The organism is Ruegeria sp. CDSA034 (assembly GCF_059612275.1).
In genome coordinates, this window is sequence record NZ_JBXWQH010000001.1 from 373,371 (window position 1) to 392,938 (window position 19,568).

The 19,568-nt window shown below is 55.6% G+C and carries 19 protein-coding genes; 9 read left to right on the forward strand and 10 right to left on the reverse strand.

All coding sequences use genetic code 11. The features are described 5' to 3' along the window. Nucleotides 1-62 precede the first annotated feature (62 nt). From AC2FLJ_RS01825 to AC2FLJ_RS01860, 8 genes are all read left to right on the forward strand, one after another. Entirely contained in the window at nt 63-968 is a 906-nt protein-coding gene (locus AC2FLJ_RS01825; protein ID WP_496695295.1) for a DMT family transporter, read from the forward strand. Between the two features lie 121 nt (nt 969-1,089). Beyond that, a complete protein-coding gene (locus AC2FLJ_RS01830) occupies nt 1,090-2,217 on the forward strand; it encodes an OmpP1/FadL family transporter (protein WP_058277787.1) in 1,128 nt (375 codons plus the stop codon). 104 nt (nt 2,218-2,321) lie between these two features. Continuing rightward, nucleotides 2,322-3,218, forward strand: a complete 897-nt coding sequence (locus tag AC2FLJ_RS01835) for a DMT family transporter (RefSeq protein ID WP_496695293.1) — start codon at nt 2,322-2,324, stop codon at nt 3,216-3,218. Nucleotides 3,219-3,267: 49 nt separating this feature from the next. Further along, nucleotides 3,268-4,140, forward strand: a complete 873-nt coding sequence (locus AC2FLJ_RS01840) for an ATPase (protein WP_496695291.1) — start codon at nt 3,268-3,270, stop codon at nt 4,138-4,140. 39 nt (nt 4,141-4,179) lie between these two features. Further along, a complete protein-coding gene (gene metA, locus AC2FLJ_RS01845; RefSeq protein ID WP_496695289.1) occupies nt 4,180-5,097 on the forward strand; it encodes a homoserine O-acetyltransferase MetA in 918 nt (305 codons plus the stop codon). Beyond that, nucleotides 5,048-6,040, forward strand: a complete 993-nt coding sequence (locus tag AC2FLJ_RS01850) for an alpha/beta fold hydrolase (RefSeq protein WP_496695287.1) — start codon at nt 5,048-5,050, stop codon at nt 6,038-6,040. Before metA ends, AC2FLJ_RS01850 begins: the two co-directional genes overlap by 50 nt. 49 nt (nt 6,041-6,089) lie before the next feature. After that, on the forward strand, nt 6,090-6,959 hold the full coding sequence (gene ppk2 / locus AC2FLJ_RS01855) for a polyphosphate kinase 2 (RefSeq protein ID WP_058277783.1): 870 nt from the start codon (nt 6,090-6,092) through the stop codon (nt 6,957-6,959). A gap of 103 nt (nt 6,960-7,062) precedes the next feature. Continuing rightward, nucleotides 7,063-7,677: a TetR/AcrR family transcriptional regulator gene (locus AC2FLJ_RS01860; protein WP_496704301.1), complete on the forward strand. Its 615-nt coding sequence runs from the start codon at nt 7,063-7,065 to the stop codon at nt 7,675-7,677. An 8-nt stretch (nt 7,678-7,685) separates the two neighbouring features. Here the strand turns inward: AC2FLJ_RS01860 and AC2FLJ_RS01865 are convergent, their stop codons facing one another. The 3 genes from AC2FLJ_RS01865 to AC2FLJ_RS01875 all read right to left on the reverse strand — a co-directional run bounded on the left by AC2FLJ_RS01865 (nt 7,686) and on the right by AC2FLJ_RS01875 (nt 10,078). Further along, nucleotides 7,686-8,744: an adenylate/guanylate cyclase domain-containing protein gene (locus tag AC2FLJ_RS01865; protein ID WP_058271454.1), complete on the reverse strand. Its 1,059-nt coding sequence runs from the start codon at nt 8,742-8,744 to the stop codon at nt 7,686-7,688. Further along, on the reverse strand, nt 8,741-9,109 hold the full coding sequence (locus tag AC2FLJ_RS01870) for a group I truncated hemoglobin (RefSeq protein WP_058271453.1): 369 nt from the start codon (nt 9,107-9,109) through the stop codon (nt 8,741-8,743). Before AC2FLJ_RS01870 ends, AC2FLJ_RS01865 begins: the two co-directional genes overlap by 4 nt. Before the next feature lie 126 nt (nt 9,110-9,235). Next, a complete protein-coding gene (locus AC2FLJ_RS01875) occupies nt 9,236-10,078 on the reverse strand; it encodes a glycosyltransferase family 25 protein (protein ID WP_496704302.1) in 843 nt (280 codons plus the stop codon). A gap of 150 nt (nt 10,079-10,228) precedes the next feature. Between AC2FLJ_RS01875 and speB the strand changes: the two genes are divergently transcribed. Further along, the gene (speB, locus tag AC2FLJ_RS01880) at nt 10,229-11,203 is read left to right on the forward strand and encodes an agmatinase (protein ID WP_496704303.1); all 975 of its coding nucleotides are present in this window, start codon (nt 10,229-10,231) and stop codon (nt 11,201-11,203) included. A 21-nt stretch (nt 11,204-11,224) separates the two neighbouring features. On the opposite strand, the gene AC2FLJ_RS01885 is transcribed toward speB, so the two are convergent. The 7 genes from AC2FLJ_RS01885 to AC2FLJ_RS01915 all read right to left on the reverse strand — a co-directional run bounded on the left by AC2FLJ_RS01885 (nt 11,225) and on the right by AC2FLJ_RS01915 (nt 19,458). Then, a complete protein-coding gene (locus AC2FLJ_RS01885; protein ID WP_496704304.1) occupies nt 11,225-12,445 on the reverse strand; it encodes an aminopeptidase P family protein in 1,221 nt (406 codons plus the stop codon). Between the two features lie 161 nt (nt 12,446-12,606). Next, on the reverse strand, nt 12,607-13,818 hold the full coding sequence (locus AC2FLJ_RS01890; RefSeq protein WP_496704305.1) for an ABC transporter permease: 1,212 nt from the start codon (nt 13,816-13,818) through the stop codon (nt 12,607-12,609). A 5-nt stretch (nt 13,819-13,823) separates the two neighbouring features. Continuing rightward, a complete protein-coding gene (locus tag AC2FLJ_RS01895; protein ID WP_282118587.1) occupies nt 13,824-15,095 on the reverse strand; it encodes an ABC transporter permease in 1,272 nt (423 codons plus the stop codon). A gap of 69 nt (nt 15,096-15,164) precedes the next feature. Continuing rightward, a complete protein-coding gene (locus AC2FLJ_RS01900) occupies nt 15,165-16,256 on the reverse strand; it encodes an extracellular solute-binding protein (protein WP_496704306.1) in 1,092 nt (363 codons plus the stop codon). A gap of 111 nt (nt 16,257-16,367) precedes the next feature. After that, nucleotides 16,368-17,459 (reverse strand): ABC transporter ATP-binding protein, encoded by a 1,092-nt coding sequence (locus AC2FLJ_RS01905; RefSeq protein WP_109311640.1) that lies wholly within the window; start codon nt 17,457-17,459, stop codon nt 16,368-16,370. Nucleotides 17,460-17,608: 149 nt separating this feature from the next. Continuing rightward, the gene (locus AC2FLJ_RS01910; protein ID WP_496704307.1) at nt 17,609-18,316 is read right to left on the reverse strand and encodes a maleate cis-trans isomerase family protein; all 708 of its coding nucleotides are present in this window, start codon (nt 18,314-18,316) and stop codon (nt 17,609-17,611) included. Next, nucleotides 18,313-19,458, reverse strand: a complete 1,146-nt coding sequence (locus AC2FLJ_RS01915) for a M24 family metallopeptidase (RefSeq protein ID WP_496704308.1) — start codon at nt 19,456-19,458, stop codon at nt 18,313-18,315. Before AC2FLJ_RS01915 ends, AC2FLJ_RS01910 begins: the two co-directional genes overlap by 4 nt. Between the last annotated feature and the right edge of the window lie 110 nt (nt 19,459-19,568).

A 19,568-nucleotide genomic window follows, 5' to 3' on the forward strand; every position in this document is an offset into this window, starting at 1 on the left:
AATTTGCCCGACCGGAGCCGGCGTCTGGCCATCACGCCCGGTTGTGTTCAGGTATTACCGTTTTGACGCGCTCACCGAGTCATCTAGTCAAAGCCGCACTTTGGATGACAGGGGCAATTGCCTCATTTTCAGCTATGGCAATCGCTGGCCGTGAACTGAGCGTGACCCATGACACGTTCGAGATCATGTTCTACCGCAGCCTCGTCGGAATTTGCGTGGTCGCCCTGATTCTGACCCTGACACGCAAATGGCATCAAGTCTCGACCGAACGGATCGGATTGCATGGGGTTCGCAACGTGCTGCATTTCACCGGGCAGAACCTGTGGTTCTACGCAGTCGGTGTCATTCCTCTGGCACAGGTTTTTGCGCTGGAATTCACGCAACCCATTTGGGTCATCCTGCTGTCTCCGCTTTTGTTGAAAGAACGTCTGACGGCGGTGCGCATGATGTCGGCGTTGATCGGATTTGCGGGAATTCTTCTGGTCGCCCGGCCGGGCTCCGTGCCTCTCAGTGCAGGTGTGATGACCGCTGCTATGTCCGCTATTTTCTTTGCCTTAACAACGATATCAACAAAGTCCCTCACTCGTTTTGCCAGCATCGGATGCATCATGTTCTGGCTGACAGTAATGCAAGCCGTGCTGGGGCTGATCGCATCGGGTATCGACGGACAAATCACCCTGCCCTCGGCAAGCACAGCTCCGTTTTTGTTGCTGGTGGGACTGGCCGGGCTGCTGGCGCATTACTGCATCACAAATGCGCTGGCGATTGCCCCGGCAACCGTTGTGGTGCCGTTTGACTTTGCACGCCTGCCCACAATCGCGGTCATAGGTATGGTTCTGTATCACGAACCGCTGGATCACTGGACCCTATTAGGCGCTGCGGTAATTTTCGTAGGTATTTTCCTGAACGTTCACGCCGAGAATCGTAACAGTTTGGCAACACCTCTTCGCGACACTCAACACAAGTAACGCACGGTCACCAGTTGACGATAAGGTAAAGCTCAAGAAAATAACGAGCACCACAATGCAGGTCAGTCCGCACCACATATCAACAGGCGCTGACCTCCAGGAGACCTAGAGGGAGGAACTAATGAAAAAAGCGCTTCTACAGGCGTGTGCGGTATGCGTTGGCGCAACCGGTGCTTACGCAGGCGGTCTTGATCGCAGCGGCCAGGGCGTCAACATTCTGTTTGAGGAAGGTTCTGTTGTTCAGTTCCGTTTGGGTTACGCAAACCCCGACGTGAGCGGTGAGCAGAACGGTGTTGATTCCGGAAACATCGCCAAAAGCTTCTGGACACCACACCTGGCATACAAGCATTCGTTTACCGATCAGTTGGACTTTGCTCTCATTTATGATGAACCGTACGGTGCCGATGTCGAGTACCCGTCGAACTATCCTTTGTCGCAGAACCCCTTGGCCGCTTTTGGTGGTCGCACCGACGTTTTGCGCGCTAAAGCGGATGTTGATGCGATTACTGCCCTGGTGCGTTACAAGTTCGATGGCGGCTTCAGCGCAATCGGCGGTATTCGCGCACAGCGAGCCAAGGCAACGGTTGCTGTCCCGGTTGTTGCCGGTTACGAATTTGAATCCGGCTCTGAGGTTGACTTCGGTTACGTCGTAGGCGTCGCATGGGAACGTCCCGAAATCGCGGCACGTGTCGCACTGACCTACAACTCTAAAATCACGCACGATTTCGACTCGACGGAGTCCATCAACCGAAGACCACCGCCCGTCCCCGCACCGCTTGTGACCGCACAGACCGAAACCGAAGTTGTGACGCCTCAATCGGTAAATCTGGACTTCCAGACCGGTGTGGCACCTAAAACGCTGCTGTTCGGCTCGATCCGCTGGGTTGACTGGCCGCAGACAGTTCTGGCACCGCCGGTTTATACTGCCGCTGCGCAACAGAACCTGGTTGATTACGCGGACGACACCTTCACCTACACACTGGGTCTTGGCTACAAGTTCACCGAAGAGTTTTCTGGCGCGATCTCTGCGGGCTATGAAACGTCCTCGGGTTCTGCTGTTTCGAACCTCGGCCCCACCGACGGTTTCTGGAGCCTTGGCGTAGGTGGTACATACTCCTTCGAGCAGGCTCAGATTTCTGGCGGCATCCGCTATACCGACATCGGAGACGCGACCACCACAACAGGTGGCGAATTCTCGGGCAACTCGGCATGGAGCGTCGGCCTTCAGCTCACTTACACGCTGAACTGATCCCGCCTACCGAACCAACTACAAAAACCCCGCCACTTTCGGCGGGGTTTTTCTTTGCGCAAGTTTCGGGTCGAACATCGCCTTGGGGAATGCGAGAACGGGCTATGGAACCTCAAAAACACCTGTCTCCAAGGGCTTGGGCCGAACTGTTGCTTCTGGGCGTGATCTGGGGCGCATCCTTTATCTCGATCCGCGTCGCATTGGACACGATCCCCGTCATGACCTCGGTTCTGCACCGCGTATTCTGGGCGATGCTGGCGTTGTGGATCGTTGTCTGGGTTAAAAAGCTGAGTGTTCCCACCAGTCCGCGCATCTGGGGCGCATTCCTGATGATGGGGTTGTTGAACAATGCCATCCCATTCTCGCTTATGGCTTGGGGGCAGCTTTACATCGAAACTGGCCTGACCTCGATCCTGAATGCAGCAACCGCCGTCTTCGGCGTCCTGATCGCCGCTATGTTTTTCAAGGACGAGAGGTTGACCCTTGCTCGTGGTGTGGGCGTCGGTCTGGGGTTTCTGGGTGTAGCAATTGCAATTGGCCTCAAGAATTTCGCGACTTTCAACCTTCAAAGCGTTGCCCAACTGGCAATCATCGCAGGAACAGTTTCTTACGCGTTGGCCAGTGCCTGGGCCAGAATCAAGTTGTCTGGCTTGTCTCCCATAGTTGCCGCAGCTGGCATGCTGACCGGCTCAACCATTCTGATTTTGCCTGTTTCCCTCGTGGTCGACGGGCTTCCCGTTTTGAACTTGCCGGCGATCGCGTGGGCGGCCATTGCCTATTACGCCCTGATCGCAACAGCCGGAGCGTACTTGCTGTACTACCGCGTTCTTGCCATGGCCGGGGCCGGAAACCTGATGTTAGTAACGCTTGTCATACCGCCAGTCGCCATCGTTTTAGGCACACTGGTGCGCGACGAAACCTTACCGCCGCAGGCCTTTTTGGGCTTTGCCGTGTTGGCGATCGGGTTGTTGATTCTGAACTGGTCCCGCTCACGTGATTGACGCCGCCCCCTGCCCGTTTTAGCTAGGTCAGAAAAAGGGACAGCGGACAATGATCTACAGCTCAGCAAAGGACTGGCGCGAAGCGGCCCGGAAAAAAGTGCTGTTCTTCGGCATGTCGGGGCTGGGCAAGACCTATGTGTCGAACGTGCTGCGCGATTCCGGGGACTGGTTCCACTACTCGATCGACTACCGCATCGGTACCCGGTACATGGGCGAATACATCATCGACAACGCCAAAGCCGAGGCGATGAAAGTTCCATTCCTGCGCGACCTGTTGCTGTCGGATTCGATCTATATCGGCTCGAATATCTCGTTCGAAAACCTGACACCGGTTGCGACCTATCTGGGCAAACCGGGCAACCCGGCGCACGGCGGGCTTGAGCTTACTGAATATCGTCGTAGGCAGGAACAGTTCCGCCTTGCTGAGATCCACGCCCTGTTGGACACCGAGTATTTCATCGATCGCGCCAAGCGTTTGTATCAATACCCGAACTTCATCTGCGATACCGGCGGGTCAATCTGCGAATGGGTCGATCCCGAAGACCCGGCAGATCACGTCCTGTCCGAGCTGTCCCGCCGAACCCTGATGATCTGGATCAAGGGCGATGAAGATCACACCGCAGAACTGATCCGCCGTTTCGATAAGGCCCCTAAGCCGATGTCCTATCAGGCAGAGTTTCTGACCCGTGTCTGGGACGAATACCTCACCGAACATGGTTACGCACCCGAGGACGTCGACCCGGACGCCTTTATTCGCTGGACCTATGCCCGCGCACTGGCGCACCGCCAACCGCGCTATCAGGCCATGGCGGACAATTGGGGTGTCACAGTCACCGCTGATGACATGCACAAGGTCCGCGATGCGGGTGATTTCGATGAGTTGATCGAACGCACCCTTGAGACCCGGACAAACCGGGCTTAATTACCGCCTCTACACAATAACTCCAAAGGCTTGCACCTGATGCCGATCAAGATCCCTTCCGACCTGCCCGCTTACGACGTTCTCACCAAAGAGGGCGTCATGGTCATGGCCGCGGATCAGGCAATGCGTCAGGACATCCGTCCCTTGCGGATCGGATTGCTGAATCTGATGCCCAAGAAAATTCAGACAGAAAACCAGTTCGCGCGTCTGATCGGAGCGACTCCGCTGCAGATCGACCTGTCGCTGATCCGCATGACCGAACATCGCACCAGGAACACCGCCGCCGATCACATGGCCGAGTTCTATCAACCGTTCCAAGAGGTAAAGGATCAGAAATTCGACGGCCTGATCATCACGGGCGCGCCGATCGAGCATCTGGAGTTCGATGACGTCACCTATTGGGACGAGATGACCGAGGTTTTTGAGTGGACTCAGAAAAACGTCCATTCCACCTTTGGCGTTTGCTGGGGTGGTATGGCGATGATCAACCATTTCCACGGCATCGACAAACAGGCGCTCGATGCCAAGGCGTTTGGTTGCTATCGGCACCAGAATCTGGCTCCTTCTTCCCCGTTTTTGCGTGGGTTTTCTGATGATTGCGTGATCCCTGTCAGCCGCTGGACCACAATGAACCAATCTGAGATCAACAGCGCGCCTGGCCTGACGACATTGTTGGGAAGCGATGAGGTCGGCCCCTGTCTGGTCGAGGACCCCTCGCATCGTGCGATCTATATCTTCAACCATTTCGAATACGACAGCGATACGTTGAAGCAGGAATATGATCGCGATGTCTCGAACGGGACACCGATCAATGTGCCGATGAACTACTATCCAGACGACGATCCATCACAACCTCCGCAAAACAGATGGCGCAGCCATGCGCATCTGCTGTACGGCAACTGGATCAATGAGATTTACCAGTCCACCCCGTTCAACATGGAAGACGTTGGTCATTAAAGTTCTGATATTCCTTGGCCTCGTTCTATCGGGTCTGATCCTGCTGACCGTCTGGCGCGCAGCACAGAACGAAGCTGCGGCTGAGGCTCGTTTCCCTCCTGAGGGTGAAATGGTGATGGTCGACGGTATCGCCGTCCATGCGGTGGTCATGGGCGACGGCCCCGATGTGGTTTTGATCCACGGGTCCAGCGGTAACACCCGTGACATGAGTTTTGCTCTTGCACCGATCCTGGCCGAGAACTTCCGTGTGATCGTGTTCGACCGACCCGGTCTGGGCTATAGCGACAGCTTCAATTCGAACGGAGAAACCATTGAGGAGCAAGCGTTAATCTTGCAAAAGGCCGCTGCCAAGTTGGGCGCGGAAAAACCCATTGTTGCAGGGCAAAGCTATGGCGGGTCCGTATCGCTGGCTTGGGCGGTCACCCGGCCCGACAACATTTCTGCCCTTGTTTTGATCGCACCGGCTGCGATCCCGTGGGAGACGCCACTGGACGGTTTCAACAAGCTGGCGTCGACTGAGGCGGGCAATACGCTGGCCCTGCCCCTGATCACCGCATTTGTCCCTGAATGGTACGTGGAAAAAGCGCTGGACAAGGTCTTTGCCCCGCAGACGGCACCCGAAGGGTATGCTCAGCATTTCGGCCCCGGCCTAACGATGCGACGCGCCTCGATGCATGCGAATGCCAAGCAACGGGCCAACCTGCTGGACGAAGTTCGCGCCCTGCAACCCCGCTATGGGGAAATTTCCGTACCGACCGAAGTTGTTCACGGAACGGCTGACACCACTGTCAAGTTTGCCTGGCATGCAGAACAACTGGTCGACCAAATCCCCGACGCGGAACTGATCGAGCTTCCGGGTATTGGTCACATGCCGCAGGTTGTGGCCGCCCCCGAGGTTGCCTCAGCAATCGACCGCGCGGCCGAGCGAGCGGGTTTGCGTTAAACCGCCAGCTAATCCATAGTAGGATATGGATTTTATGGCGAGGTAGCTAATGGCCCGTTCGGAAAAAGGTTCCATTGAAAAGTATTTCCGCAAGGACGCCCCGAAAGAGGTGCGATCAGCCATTGAAAACGCAAAGAAAGACGACATCCTGAACCCGACATATCCTTACGAAGAAAGAATGAAGCGTAAGGATTACGAGAAAGAAATGGATCTGCTGCAGATCGAGCTGGTCAAAATGCAATCCTGGGTAAGGGAAACAGACAATCGCGTTGCTATCATTTTCGAAGGCCGCGATGCCGCCGGAAAAGGTGGTACGATCAAACGCTTTCGTGAGAACCTAAATCCGCGCGGCGCCCGCAACGTGGCGCTGAGCAAACCCTCCGACACCGAACGCAGCCAATGGTACTTCCAACGTTACGTTCAACATCTGCCTGCGGCAGGCGAAATCGTGTTCTTTGACCGCAGCTGGTACAATCGCGGTGTGGTCGAAAACGTCTTTGGTTTTTGCGAACCCGAAGAACGCGAACGTTTTTTCAGGCAAGTTCTGCCGCTTGAAACCGGACTGGTGAATGACGGGATCAAACTGTTCAAATTCTGGCTTAACGTCGGGCGCGCGGAGCAACTGAACCGCTTTCTGGCACGTGAGACAGATCCGCTAAAGCAATGGAAACTTAGCCCAATCGACATTGCGGGGCTTGGTAAGTGGGACGAGTACACGCAATCGATCTCGGAAACTCTGACCCGCAGTCACTCAGACCTTTGCCCTTGGACCATCATTCGCTCAGACGACAAAAAACGCGCCCGCATCGCGGCAATACGAACTGTTTTGCACGCGCTGGAATATGATGAAAAAGACAAGAAGGCTATTGGCAAGATCGATCCACTGATTTGCGGCGGACCCGAGGTGTTGGACGCGTGATGACATTTTCGCGCTCCATTGCTGGCAAGGGTTGGACGAACCGGCAGGCGTGGATTATGTCTTGGTTCCCCGGAACTTAAACAAAAAGGCTCGTGACACAGGCATGGCGAAACGCGGGTATCACCACGGCAATCTCAAGCAAGCCCTGATCGAGGCCGCTCTTTCGCTGATCGAAGAAAAAGGTCCGACAGGCTTTACCCTTTCTGAGGCCGCAAAGACCGCGGGTGTAACGCCTGCAGCTGTATACAGGCACTTTCAGGGGCGCGAGGACCTGATTGCGGAAGCCGCCCGTCAGGGCTTTGAAATGTTCGCCGACTTGATGCAGTACGCCTACGACACGGGCCAACCCTCGGCCCTTGCTGCGTTTGAGGCAACCGGTCGGGCCTATCTGGCTTTTGCCCGCAAGCACCCTGGTCACTACATCGCCATGTTCGAAAGCGGGATTTCCGTTAACCGAACGCCTGAATTGGCGCTGGCCGCCAACCGGGCCAAGAGCGTGCTGGAAAAAGCAGCCGCAGACCTTTCGCAGCATATCCCCCCCGGAAAACGGCCACCTGCGTCGATGTTCAGTGCTCATATCTGGGCCATGAGCCATGGCGTTGTTGAGCTTTATGCCCGAAACACAGGTGCCAGCTCTCCATTCCCGCCAGAGGATCTGTTGGAAAGTGGCATTGGAATTTATTTGCGGGGTTTAGGTCTGGTTCCGCAGGACGATTGAGGTTCGAGCTAGAACCTGGGCCTTGGTGCCGGAACACTAAGGCCCGAGGTGACGTTAATCAGATCCATCTGCCCCATGCCCTTGATATCCACCGGCCCAATATCCGAGACCTGGAACTCGTCAATCAACGCGTATTTCATCTCTTCCGGGGCGACAATATTCATTGGGTTTGCAAAGACTTGCAGGCGTGAAGCAATGTTCACGGCCGGACCAAACACGTCGTAGACGTATTTCTGAATACCCACGACCGAGCCGACAGCCGGCCCCATTCCCAGACCGATCCGAGCCTGCCATTTATGCGGATGGCTTTCGTTGCGCCGTTCGAGGTAACGCAGGAACCGGACTGCGCAATGGGCCACGGCCGTCGCATGATCTGGCGTTGCGTCCGGCATACCCGAGACCGCCAGATAAGCGTCTCCGATGGTTTTGATCCGTTCGCAGCCATATTGTTCGACGATCCTGTCAAAGGCCGTGAAGACATCGTTCAACTCGCTGAGTGTCACAGTCGGGTCGGTTTTTGCCGCAAAATCCGTAAAGCCCACAAAATCTAGCATCACGACCGAGACCTGATCGTAGAGCTGCGGCGTAACGACACCAAAGGTCTTGAACTCTTCGTACACAGCGCGGGGCATGAGGTTCAACAGCAACCGTTCGACCCGCTCTTTCTCGCGTTCCAATTCGCGCGTGTTACGTTCGACCATGGTCGAATAACTGTCGATCATGCTCTCAAGCTCGCGAATGCGGGTGATGTTCTGAAATTCGACCACCAGCACCTGTTCGGAAAGGCCGTTGGCCAAGGACACCGCGACCGCAAATATCAGCGTCCGGCGCTTGGGTTTGACCTGCAGCTCGGCCGAATAGCGGAGGCCGGATTGTTTAACGTCCTCAAGCTCTTTTGGATCAAGGTCGGGAAAATAATCCAACAGGGTCTGACCTTCGGCCGGTGCCCCAAACCACTCGGTAAATGGACCGTTGTGAAACACGAAACCCAAATCCGAAGCCCGCACAACAGCGACGCCAACACCGATCGCGCGGAGCAGCTGTTCATTTATGGCCAGAATACTCATGCGGCGTCGCGAGCCACGATGATGGCCCGTTTTGACTCGATGGCATCAAGGGCAACTTTTATATGCGCGTCTTCCATTCCATGCATCGACAGGGCCTCGCTGAAAAGCGCGGCCATCTCGTCAAAATCTGCGTGAGAGATGTTCAGGTGACGATGAACCGCCTCGATCCTGTCATCGCTAAAGGATGCAGGTCCACCAACCAAGGACGAAACAAACTTGGTCTGATGATCAATCAACCGGGGCATATCAATGTCTTCGAAATGACCGCCGATCTGATCGGACTCCAACGCCATTTCGTAAAAGGTCATCACGATCCGCGAGATCGTTTTGAAGCCACCGTATCTTTCGTAAATTGTCTGCCCCACAACACATAACCCAAACGTTATTCACCACTAACGTCACGAGGTTATATCATATTGACAGTTTTGTTAACGCTTATGAAGCGGATGCACTGCGGGGCGACCATTTAGGTGGCGTGTTGAGACATGAATTCACACGCTCAGATCGTCGGCGCAGGGGATGAACCCGACGTATCCCCCCTGTTCCAGCAATCGCGTCTGGCCTCCCACGCGCCAATACAACTTACGTCGCGCCGCGACCAATTCCCGCCGAAGGCGGAACCAAAGCGGCCCCTTATCCAGCCCGCTGTTGGTTTTCTGGTCTAGGGATCGTTCGCTGACCTTCACCTCTTCGACCGTGTGATTTTGCTGTTTCGACCAGATCATCTGCACCCCAACAGCCGGAAAGCACTGATACATCCGCCAATCCGACCGTGGGATGGAGACGAAATCATCCAGGTGATCCGAATACTTTTCGGACCAATTCAGCAGTTTCTGGCAAGCCCGCTGAGAAAGCACATAGGCGGCCGCACTCGGGGCCATTTCCAGCATGGGCCGGACGGTGACGCCTGCGATACGGGTCTCTGGCCCAAAACGAAGAGATTTGGGGGAATAGTCCAGCTTCACCATGTCAAAGGCATCTGGGTCCGCCATCAGTGCTGAAATCACAGATCCTGCCTGGATGGACATTTCGACGTCATCTTCAAAAATGGCCACCGCTTGCAGGTTTTGATCCACGACCGCCTGCCATACCGCGCGATGGCTTTCAAAACAGGCGATTTCGCTTTGCGTCAAACCCCAGCGACTGCCCGTTCCAGCAACATAGCCACTGGCGTCCACAACTCCGGGTTTCTGGGCATCCCTCGCGCCAAACCGGGTGGCACCCACCAAGCCTGCATGATTGAACTGCGCTTCCATGAAGTCACGGCGCACTGGGACCCGATCTAGATTGATAAAAAAGGCACCCGTCTCTGGTGGCAGTTCGTGACGTCCCACGGTGTTTCCTTTCAAGCGGTTACGCCAGATACACACTGGCAAGGCGGACAATCAAGTCTGCGCTTGAGCAATATGTATCCGGTTTCGCCTATCCTGATTTAGAAGTCCCGATTAAGCTGCGCTGGGAAAACAATAAACAGGATTCTTGCAATGACGTCTCATGGATATTCCGGCGGTCGCCTGAACCTGCCGTTTGTGGGCATATCGACCTTTGGCAAAGCTCCGTACGTCGAGGATTGGGATCAAATCGATGCTGACGTCGCCGTCATGGGTGCGCCTTTTGATTTCGGAACTCAGTGGCGATCCGGCGCTCGGTTTGGACCGCGTGCGGTGCGCGAAGCGTCAACTCTGTTCAGCTTCGGCCATGCCGGCGCATATGACCACGAGGATGATGCCACTTACTTGGATGGCTCGGTCCGGATGGTCGATATCGGCGACGCGGATATCATCCACACCAAAACCGAGGAAAGCCACGCCAACATCCAGTTCGGTGTTGAAAAGATGCTGAACGCAGGCGCCCTGCCCGTCACCATCGGCGGCGATCACTCGGTCAATATTCCCTGCATCAACGCCTTCGAAAACGATAGCGAGAAAAACGGGCCTATCCACGTCGTGCAAATTGATGCGCATCTGGATTTCGTGGACGAACGGCATGGCGTGACCGCCGGACACGGCAACCCCATGCGGCGTGCAATTGAAAAACCGTATGTTTCGGGCATGACGCAACTGGGCATCCGGAACGTGTCGTCAACCGCCAAAGAAGGATATGAGGACGCCCGCGCCCGCGGGTCGGACATTTTGTCCGTACGGCAGGTGCGCGAGCTTGGTACAGATGGCGTGTTGGCGCGCATCCCGGAAGGCGTCCGGTATTATGTCACGATTGATATCGACGCATTCTGCCCGTCCATCGCCTCTGGCACTGGCACGCCCAGCCACGGCGGGTTCCAGTACTATGATGTCTTGGAGATAATTCAGGGGCTTGCAAAACGCGGAGACGTAGTCGGGATCGACCTTGTCGAAGTGGCTCCGAATTACGACCCGACCGAAAGCACGCAGATATTGGCGGCTCAGGTTCTGCTGAACTTCATCGGGTTCATCTTTCACGAACGTGGCAAGAAGGGCTGATCGCCCTTCCTGCCAAATCAATTAAGCACTGATCGTGTTGTGTTCAGGGCCATAGGGGAAGCCGGTAATGTTTTCGGCACCGGTTTCCTCGACCACCAGAATGTCGTGTTCCCGGTATCCGCCTGCACCCTTCTGACCTTCTGGAATCCACAGCATCGGCTCAATTGAAACGACCATGCCCGGTTCCAGAACCGTATCGATATCCTCGCGCAGTTCCAGCCCCGCCTCGCGCCCATAGTAATGGCTAAGGATACCGAAAGAGTGCCCGTACCCGAAGGACCGGTACTGCAGCAGGCCTTCGTCAGCGAAGAAGCGGTTGATTTCTTCGCAGATCCCCGAGCAGGTCGCGCCGGGTTTAATCAGGCTCAGACCCAGTTCGTGCGCGGCAACGTTCGCTTTCCAGATGCGCAGACTTTCGGCGTCGGGTTCGCCCAGGAACAGAGTGCGCTCCAGCGCTGTGTAATAACCTGAAATCATCGGGAAAGTGTTCAGGGATAGGATATCGCCCTTTTCCAACGCACGCTTGGTGACCGGGTTATGTGCACCATCCGTGTTCAGGCCTGACTGAAACCAAACCCATGTGTCGCGGTATTCGGCATCCGGATAGGCGCGGGCAATCTCAGCCTCCATCGCGTCACGTCCGGCCATGGCGATCTCGATCTCGGTCGCGCCTTCACGGATCGCGGCGTGGATAGCCGCGCCACCAACATCCGCAGTACGCGCGCCGCCTTTGATCAATTCGATCTCTTCGGCTGACTTCACCATCCGTGCAGCCATCGTATCAGGCGCGATATCGACCAGTTCCGGCCCACCCAACATGTCCAGCGCAGTGTCGCGCATTGCCAGTGTCATGTGGTCACCCTCGATACCGACCCGGCGGGCGGAGCCGATCAGGCTGGCTACAGCGCGCCAGTAATTGTTCCGCTTCCAATCGGTGTAGATCACGTTCTCTTCGACCGACCGGCGCCAGGGCTGCCCGGCGTCGATATTGGCCGAAACCGTAGTACAAGCATCCTGCGTTACAACACAGCCATAGGGGCGGCCAAACGAGCAGTACAGGAAGCCCGAGTAGTAAGCGATGTTCTGCATCGACGTCAGCAGAACTGCGGGAATGTCCCTTGCCGCCATGGTCGCGCGCAGGCTGGCAAGGCGACGGTCGTATTCAGCCCGGCTGAATGGCAACGGCGCTTTGTCACCGTTGTGGCAGGTGAAAAACTCGGGGCGGTTGTTCATATCTTTCATCTTTGACTCTCCTCAACGCCGGACTGGCATCGCCCGGCCACAAGTCCCGGCGTTCAGGACGAGCGGCCTCGGGATCCGAGAGCCATGCACCCCGCGTTCTGTCACGACGCCATCGTGACCGGGGTGCATGGTGAAATCGCTAAATCAGCTTTTGAGTCGCGTCAAGCCGGGCTGAGCCCCCGCAGACGTTCAGATCGCCGCCGCAGCAGTTCGACCGTGGTCAGCAGCGCGATCGAGATCACGACAAGGATGGTCGCAACGGCCAGAATGGTCGGGCTGATCTGTTCACGCAGGCCGGTGAACATCTGCCAAGGCAATGTCTTTTGGCTGGCTGATCCGACAAAGAGAACCACCACAACTTCGTCAAACGAAGTGATGAAGGCAAACAATCCGCCCGAGATTACACCCGGCAAAATCAGCGGCATCTGGATCTTGAAGAACGTCCGCACCGGACCTGCACCCATATTCGCAGCAGCCCGCGTCAGGGATTGGTCAAACCCGACCAGCGTTGCGGTCACCGTGATGATGACGAAGGGAATCCCCAGAACTGCGTGGGCCAGCACGACTTTCACATAGCCGACGAAGTTCTTGTTCATGCCCAGCGTACCTTCCAAAAAACGGCCGATGTCGCTGTAGAAAAAGAACATACCCGTGGCCGAGATGATCAGCGGAACGATCATTGGCGAGATCAGAATGCCCATGATGGCCCGACGCCCCGGAACATGCGACTGGCTGAGGCCTATCGCCGCCAGAGTGCCCAGCGATACCGAAATGATGGTCGCAATTGGTGCGATGATCAGCGAGTTCTTGAAGCTACGCTGCCATTCATTGTTGGTGAAAAAGTCGCGGTAGTGCTTCAGCGAATACCCTTCAGGGTCCAGACGCAGCATTTCGGGCGTAAAGGTGAAAAAGTCCTGCGCATTGAAAGACAGCGGCAGTACCACAAGGATCGGCGTGATCAGGAACACGAAGATTGCCCCGCAGATCACCCGGAAAGTAAAATGCCACAACACCTGACCAGCCGTCATGTAAGGCAGCAATTTTTGCCGATAGCGCCCCTCGTAGAGCCAGAAGATGAAGAAGGCAAAGAACCACCCCGCCAGCAGCCCGACGATCAAGCCCGTAATGCCTGCGAAGAAAAATCCAATTGCAGCAAGACCCAGTATCGTAATCCAGCGCGCAACGCGTTCGTTGTCCAGCACGTTGATATACAGCCATGCCAGCCCTGCCATCAAAGCAGCGCCGATCAGAATGCCCAGCAGAACGTTGTCCTGCCCGGCTCCGACGAACATGCCCAGAAATCCTCCGGCGATTGCGACAGCCGGCAGAACCACGGACAACGGTTTGCGGGATATTGGTGTAAGTGCAGCCATATTCTTTATCCCAGCTTGACGTTATCAATGCCGACGATCTTGTCGTAGCACCAGTAGAGTAGAAGAACGACCGCCAGCAGGATCGTCCCCAGCGCCGCAGCCAGTCCCCAGTTCAGAGAGGATGAGATGTGGTACGCAATCCGGTTCGAAATGAAGACACCTTTGGTGCCGCCAACGATCTCGGGCGTGATGTAGTACCCGATGGCAAGAATGAACACGAGGATCGAACCCGCACCGATACCCGGTATCGATTGCGGAAAGTAAATCCGCCAAAAGGTCGTCCAGTTTGTGGCGCCCATGGATTTGGCCGCGCGGGTATAGTAAGGCGGAATCGTCTGCATGACCGAATACATCGGCAGGATCATGAACGGCAGCAGGATATGCGTCATCGCAATGATCGTGCCGAATTGATTGTTGATGATCACCAGCCTCGCATCATCGGCAACAAAGCCCAGCCAGACCAGCGTTTCGTTGATCACACCCTGCTGCTGCAACATCACTTTCCAGGCGGAGGTGCGCACAAGCAGCGAGGTCCAGAATGGCAACAGCACCAAAATCATCAGCATGTTTGAAGCCCGCATCGGCAGATTGGCGAGCAGGTAAGAAACTGGATAGGCCAGCAGAATACAGGCCCCGGTAATGATCAGCGACATGAACAATGTCCGGCCGAACAGCTTGATGAGGATGCGCTTATCTTCGGGTTGCGCTTGCGCCCCTTCGGGTGTGCGCTGCATATCAATAGCGTTCAGAAAGTATCCATTGGTGATCGGCACCGCGTGCGTCTTGATCACGCGCCACGTGTCCACGTCCCCCCAGCCATCGTGAATTTCGATCAATTTTTCCTTGAACGGGGCGTCAGCTTCCGGATCCAACCGCTTGATTTGGCGTCCAGATTTTCGGAACATCGACGACATTCCCGTCTGTTCGTAATTCAAGCGGGTACCTAGTCTTGTGTGTTGCTTGGCGTCAACGGCAACAACCATGTCGCGAATAAATGCTTCATACAAAGCTTCGTCCGGCAATTCCCCGCTCTCGGCGTCCCATTGCTGTAACTCAACGACTGTCAAAGGAAGTGTCTCTGAGACAATCCCGTTTTCGACCGATCGGAATAGCATGGAAATGATAGGTATGACGAATGATAGCAGTACAAATAGCAAAAGTGGCGCAACCAGAGCCAACGCCCGCAATTTACGCCGACGCAATGAACGCGCCAGTGATTTCTTCAGCGGCGTACCATCTGCCGCCAACATCGGACCTGATTGAGTTGCGTCGCTCATCTGCGTTCCCTGATTTTTTGACGCCGGGGCCTAACTTGGCCCCGGCTGGTTTTTTGGTTCAATCAGCGATTACTTCGCCAGCCAAGCCTGGAACTTTGCTTCGATATCATCACGATAGTCAGCCCAGAACTCGTAGTTGTACAGGAACGTGTTCTTGGCGTTCTCGGGATCGGTCGGCATGTGAGGTGCCATGTCGATGCCCAGGTCCGCGTGCTGACCCACCAGCGGCGCCGAAGATGCACGTGCCGGACCGTACGAGATGTACTTGGCCTGATCCGCCAGGCGCTGCGTATCGGTTGCGAACATGATGTAGTCCAGCGCGCGCTTCTGACGCTCTTCGCTCAGACCAGCAGGAATAATCCAGCCGTCCAGATCAAATATCTGAGCATCCCACAGCATTGCAACGGGTTGCTTCTGCTCTTCGATCACGCTGAACAGGCGACCGTTATAGGTCGAACCCATGATGATCTCGCCGTCCGCCAGCAACTGCGGCGTGTCCGCGCCTGCAGACCACCAGACAACGTTGTCTTTGATGGTGCCTAGCTTGGCCAGGGCCTGATCCTGCCCTTCCGGAGTCGCCAGCACGTCATAGACGTCGTCTTTTGCCACGCCGTCACAAATCAGAGCCCATTCCATGTTGTTGATGGCACGCTTTTCAAGTGAACGCTTGCCTGGATAGGCTTCCAGATCGAAGACTGCGCAAACATCCGACGGCGGTGTGTCACCCACCAGATCCGTACGATACCCGAATGTAGTCGAGTAAACGATTTGCGGAATGAAACACTCGCTGACAAGCAAGTCACCGAAATCATCAGCAGCCGAGGTTCCGTCGGGTGCCGGTGCCAACATGGTGTCCGGATCGATTTCCAGCGCCAGGCCTTCGTCACACAGACGAATTGCGTCTGCCGCCACAACGTCGACCACGTCCCAGGTGATGTTGCCTGCTTCGTTCATCGCACGCAGTTTAGCAACCGCCTCAGCCGAGCTGTCGTCGTTCAGGATCGTGACGCCGCTCTTCTCGGAATAGGGCTCATGATATGCTTTCAGCTGCGACTTGGAGTAAGCTCCGCCCCAAGAGACAATAGTCATTTCCTCTGCGGATGCAGCGCCGGCAACTGCCACGATAGCACCTGCCATAAGAGTGGTTTTTGTTACTTTCATCGTTAACTCCCTGTTATTCCCGTTAATTTTGATCTTTTTGGTTGGGCCACGGGGTAACCCACCCATGCCTTTCCCCGCGCACTTTGGTGTCGTGAACGGGTTGTTCCCTGATCAGGCGTCCAACGCCCGACAGTCACGCGCAAGCCAGCCGATTTCGACTTCCTGGCCCGGCGACAGTCTGATAGCGTCCGGGGCGTTTCGCGTCTTGATGATGAAGTCGTCATTCCCGGCAACCGACAGACGGAAGCGGAAGACATCGCCCATGTAGATGAACTCTTTCACCGTTGCTTTCAGAGTGTGCGCATCGGCGTGCAGGCGATCCTTGTTGAATTCCACCCGCTCAGGCCGGATTGACACTTTTGTCCGATCACCTGCCGCATGGACATTGACCGGCTTGGCGTCAATTTCAGATCCGTCATCCAGCGCCACAACACATTCGTCGCCGTTGATTGACTTAATAACGCCTTCCAATGTGTTGTTTTCACCAATGAACTGGGCAACAAAACTGTTTTCAGGCTCTTCGTACAGCAGATCTGGCGGCGCAAGCTGTTGAATGCGTCCATCGTCGAATACCGCAACGCGATCTGACATTGTCAGCGCTTCGGTCTGGTCGTGGGTCACATAGACGGTCGTAATCCCAAGTTCATGGGCCAGACGCGTGATTTCAAACTGCATATGCTCGCGCAGCTGTTTGTCGAGCGCGCCCAGCGGTTCATCCATCAGAACCAGCTCGGGCTCGAACACCAGCGCGCGTGCAAGGGCGATCCGCTGCTGCTGGCCCCCGGACAATTGCGCCGGTCGACGGCTGCCAAAGGCCCCCATCTGGACCATATCAAGCGCCCGCCGGACCTTTTCTTCCCTTGCGTCCTTGCCAATTTTCCGCACTTCCAGAGGGAACGACAGATTTTCTGCCACCGTCATATGCGGAAAAAGAGCGTAATTTTGGAAAACCATGCCAATACCGCGCTTATGCGGTGGGATGTTGTTGATCGGTCGCCCGTCCAACATAATCTCGCCATGAGTGGCTGTTTCAAACCCCGCCAGCATCATCAGGCAAGTTGTCTTGCCAGAACCCGAGGGCCCAAGCATTGTAAGAAACTCACCTTTCGGCATGGAAAGGTTAAGGTCTTTTACAACAAGGATCTCGCCATCATAAGATTTTTGGACATGCTGAAACTCGACGAACGCTGCGTCATTAGACATTTACCGATTAGTCTCCCCTGTGCAGTCCTTGCCTGCCCGGTTCATCCGGATCTCAAAGACTTGTCGAGGCCATTTAAGGACATGCAGGGTGCGGCACGCAACCAAAATATGACACGTGGGTAACGATTAAAAAAGAAGCAGCAGAGTTTTCAGGCAGAATTCAACTTGCGCATGTGCCACGCAAGGCTTTGATTGCTGGAAAGCACCGGTTTCATCAGGTGTTCCTGTACAATCGGAATAACATCAAAAGTTCTTAGATTCGTGCAGCTTAGAAAAACAGCTTCAACTGAATCATCCTGCCCAAGACTCACTGCAGCCTCAATCAGAGACTTCCGTGAAATCCGCGCGACTTTGGCCTCTTCGGCTTCGCCGAATGTGCCAAAAACATCCATCGAAATGCCATTTTGCGCAAATGCACTGCGTAAGGGATCGTTCACTTCTTCGATATATGGCGACAAAAGTGCGAACTTTGCTACACCAAGTTCGTGGGCGCAGGCCGAGGCCGCGCGCAATGGGTTTGTAACGACCTCTGCCTCGCAAGTTTTTTGAACCATTTGTTCGACCTGATCCGAGCCGATAACCGAGCTGGCAGAGGTGCAGCCATAACCAACCACACGATATGGTCGGGTCTTGGGCAACAGATCAGCAGCGGCAGGTAACGCGGTTTCCATTTCCGCCAGAGTATCTGTCGTCACCTCTTTGCCGCTGGGAATTCTAGAGACGTAAATGGGGCAGCTACGGTCGGAAAAATACGCGTTGAACTCTGGCTCAAGGGTCTCGTCTGTCTGCAAGACGATCAGACCCATTGGGAGCGTGGCGGGATCATCTGCATCAACGGTATAAGGTAAACGGGTCATATCTCGGGCAACTCCATACCAGCGCGCGGGCTAAGAAAGCGGGGCTCGTCTTCGGTTATGACGATGTTCTCTTCGTGAACAAGGATCTTTCCGCCCACGGCAATGCCCGGCTCAAGCGTCATGACCATGCCTGGTTTCAAAACTGTGTGGTCGGTTGGAATGAGAGATGGCCATTCCGTCAGAGACATACCCAAACCATGCCCCAAACGCCCTGCCCCCGTATCGGCATCGTGGCGCGACAGCACAGAGTTCATCGCCTGAAATAAGTTAGCCGCCGTGGCGCCCGGGCGCGCAATCTCAAATGCCGCATCCGACGCTTCAATCAATGCACTATAGGCTGACTTAACCTGTGCGTTCGCGGACCCTATCGACCAGTTGCGGTCGTAATCACTGAAATACCCATCCCAAACCAGGCCGGTGTCCAGCATCAGGACATCGCCTTGCTGCAGCAGCGTATCAGATGCCGGGGAAATCACGTCAGTGTAACCGCTCTGTTCGGCACCGCCCGCGAGGTATGGAACCCAATCGGCCCCCTCGTCCAGGCACAGCATTTGAAACCCGCGGAACACAGCATCCAGCGCCACGCCTTCTTTGGCGATTTCGGGCACCCGCTGAAAGGCACGCCCAGCGATGGCGCATGCCGTTTCAATCTTTGCAATCTCCGCTGATGATTTCACCATCCGCAGCGCGCGTACGATCCCTTCATCGCCGCAAAGGTCTCGCTGACCGACTGTCTGTTGCAGACGTCGAAGGTCTGCCAACGGCATCCTGACATGCGTTTCATGCCCATCTGGTAGTCCGATCTTTGCGTCGTCGGGCGTCACCTCGCGAAGTGTATCAGCCAAAAGGCTAATGCCATCGTCGGCCAGATCCGGCGCAGCCCAGGTTCGGATATCGTCGAGCCATGTCTCGGCCATAAGCGCGGCCCCGATCGAAGGGATCACCGCAATCGGCTTGCCACTGGCAGGTACAATCAGAAACCAGGGCCGTGTTGGGCTTTCCCAAAACCGCGTCAGGTAGCCGGTAAAATATCGGACCTCAGGTTCCGTCGTCAGCAACAGGGCCGACAGACCAGAGGCTTGCATCTTGTTTTGCGCGCGTTCCGTTCGTGCTGCGAACTCAGATGTGTCAAACCCCCTCATTCCGTGACCTCAGAGAAAAAGCGGATAACCTGCGCGCCTGCGTCAATTCTCAAGCAAGTGCCATTGATCAGCTTTTGGCCGCCGCGATGGGGGGTAGGTGAGATTCTCAA

Coding starts and splice junctions, on each gene's coding strand:
- speB (WP_496704303.1), top strand. CDS start 10,229: ATGACGTCTCATGGATATTCCGGCGGTCGCCTGAACCTGCCGTTTGTG.
- AC2FLJ_RS01885 (WP_496704304.1), bottom strand. CDS start 12,445: ATGAAAGATATGAACAACCGCCCCGAGTTTTTCACCTGCCACAACGGT.
- AC2FLJ_RS01835 (WP_496695293.1), top strand. CDS start 2,322: ATGGAACCTCAAAAACACCTGTCTCCAAGGGCTTGGGCCGAACTGTTG.
- AC2FLJ_RS01850 (WP_496695287.1), top strand. CDS start 5,048: ATGAGATTTACCAGTCCACCCCGTTCAACATGGAAGACGTTGGTCATT.
- metA (WP_496695289.1), top strand. CDS start 4,180: ATGCCGATCAAGATCCCTTCCGACCTGCCCGCTTACGACGTTCTCACC.
- ppk2 (WP_058277783.1), top strand. CDS start 6,090: ATGGCCCGTTCGGAAAAAGGTTCCATTGAAAAGTATTTCCGCAAGGAC.
- AC2FLJ_RS01890 (WP_496704305.1), bottom strand. CDS start 13,818: ATGGCTGCACTTACACCAATATCCCGCAAACCGTTGTCCGTGGTTCTG.
- AC2FLJ_RS01865 (WP_058271454.1), bottom strand. CDS start 8,744: ATGAGTATTCTGGCCATAAATGAACAGCTGCTCCGCGCGATCGGTGTT.
- AC2FLJ_RS01860 (WP_496704301.1), top strand. CDS start 7,063: ATGGCGAAACGCGGGTATCACCACGGCAATCTCAAGCAAGCCCTGATC.
- AC2FLJ_RS01900 (WP_496704306.1), bottom strand. CDS start 16,256: ATGAAAGTAACAAAAACCACTCTTATGGCAGGTGCTATCGTGGCAGTT.
- AC2FLJ_RS01895 (WP_282118587.1), bottom strand. CDS start 15,095: ATGAGCGACGCAACTCAATCAGGTCCGATGTTGGCGGCAGATGGTACG.
- AC2FLJ_RS01915 (WP_496704308.1), bottom strand. CDS start 19,458: ATGAGGGGGTTTGACACATCTGAGTTCGCAGCACGAACGGAACGCGCG.
- AC2FLJ_RS01830 (WP_058277787.1), top strand. CDS start 1,090: ATGAAAAAAGCGCTTCTACAGGCGTGTGCGGTATGCGTTGGCGCAACC.
- AC2FLJ_RS01840 (WP_496695291.1), top strand. CDS start 3,268: ATGATCTACAGCTCAGCAAAGGACTGGCGCGAAGCGGCCCGGAAAAAA.
- AC2FLJ_RS01905 (WP_109311640.1), bottom strand. CDS start 17,459: ATGTCTAATGACGCAGCGTTCGTCGAGTTTCAGCATGTCCAAAAATCT.
- AC2FLJ_RS01910 (WP_496704307.1), bottom strand. CDS start 18,316: ATGACCCGTTTACCTTATACCGTTGATGCAGATGATCCCGCCACGCTC.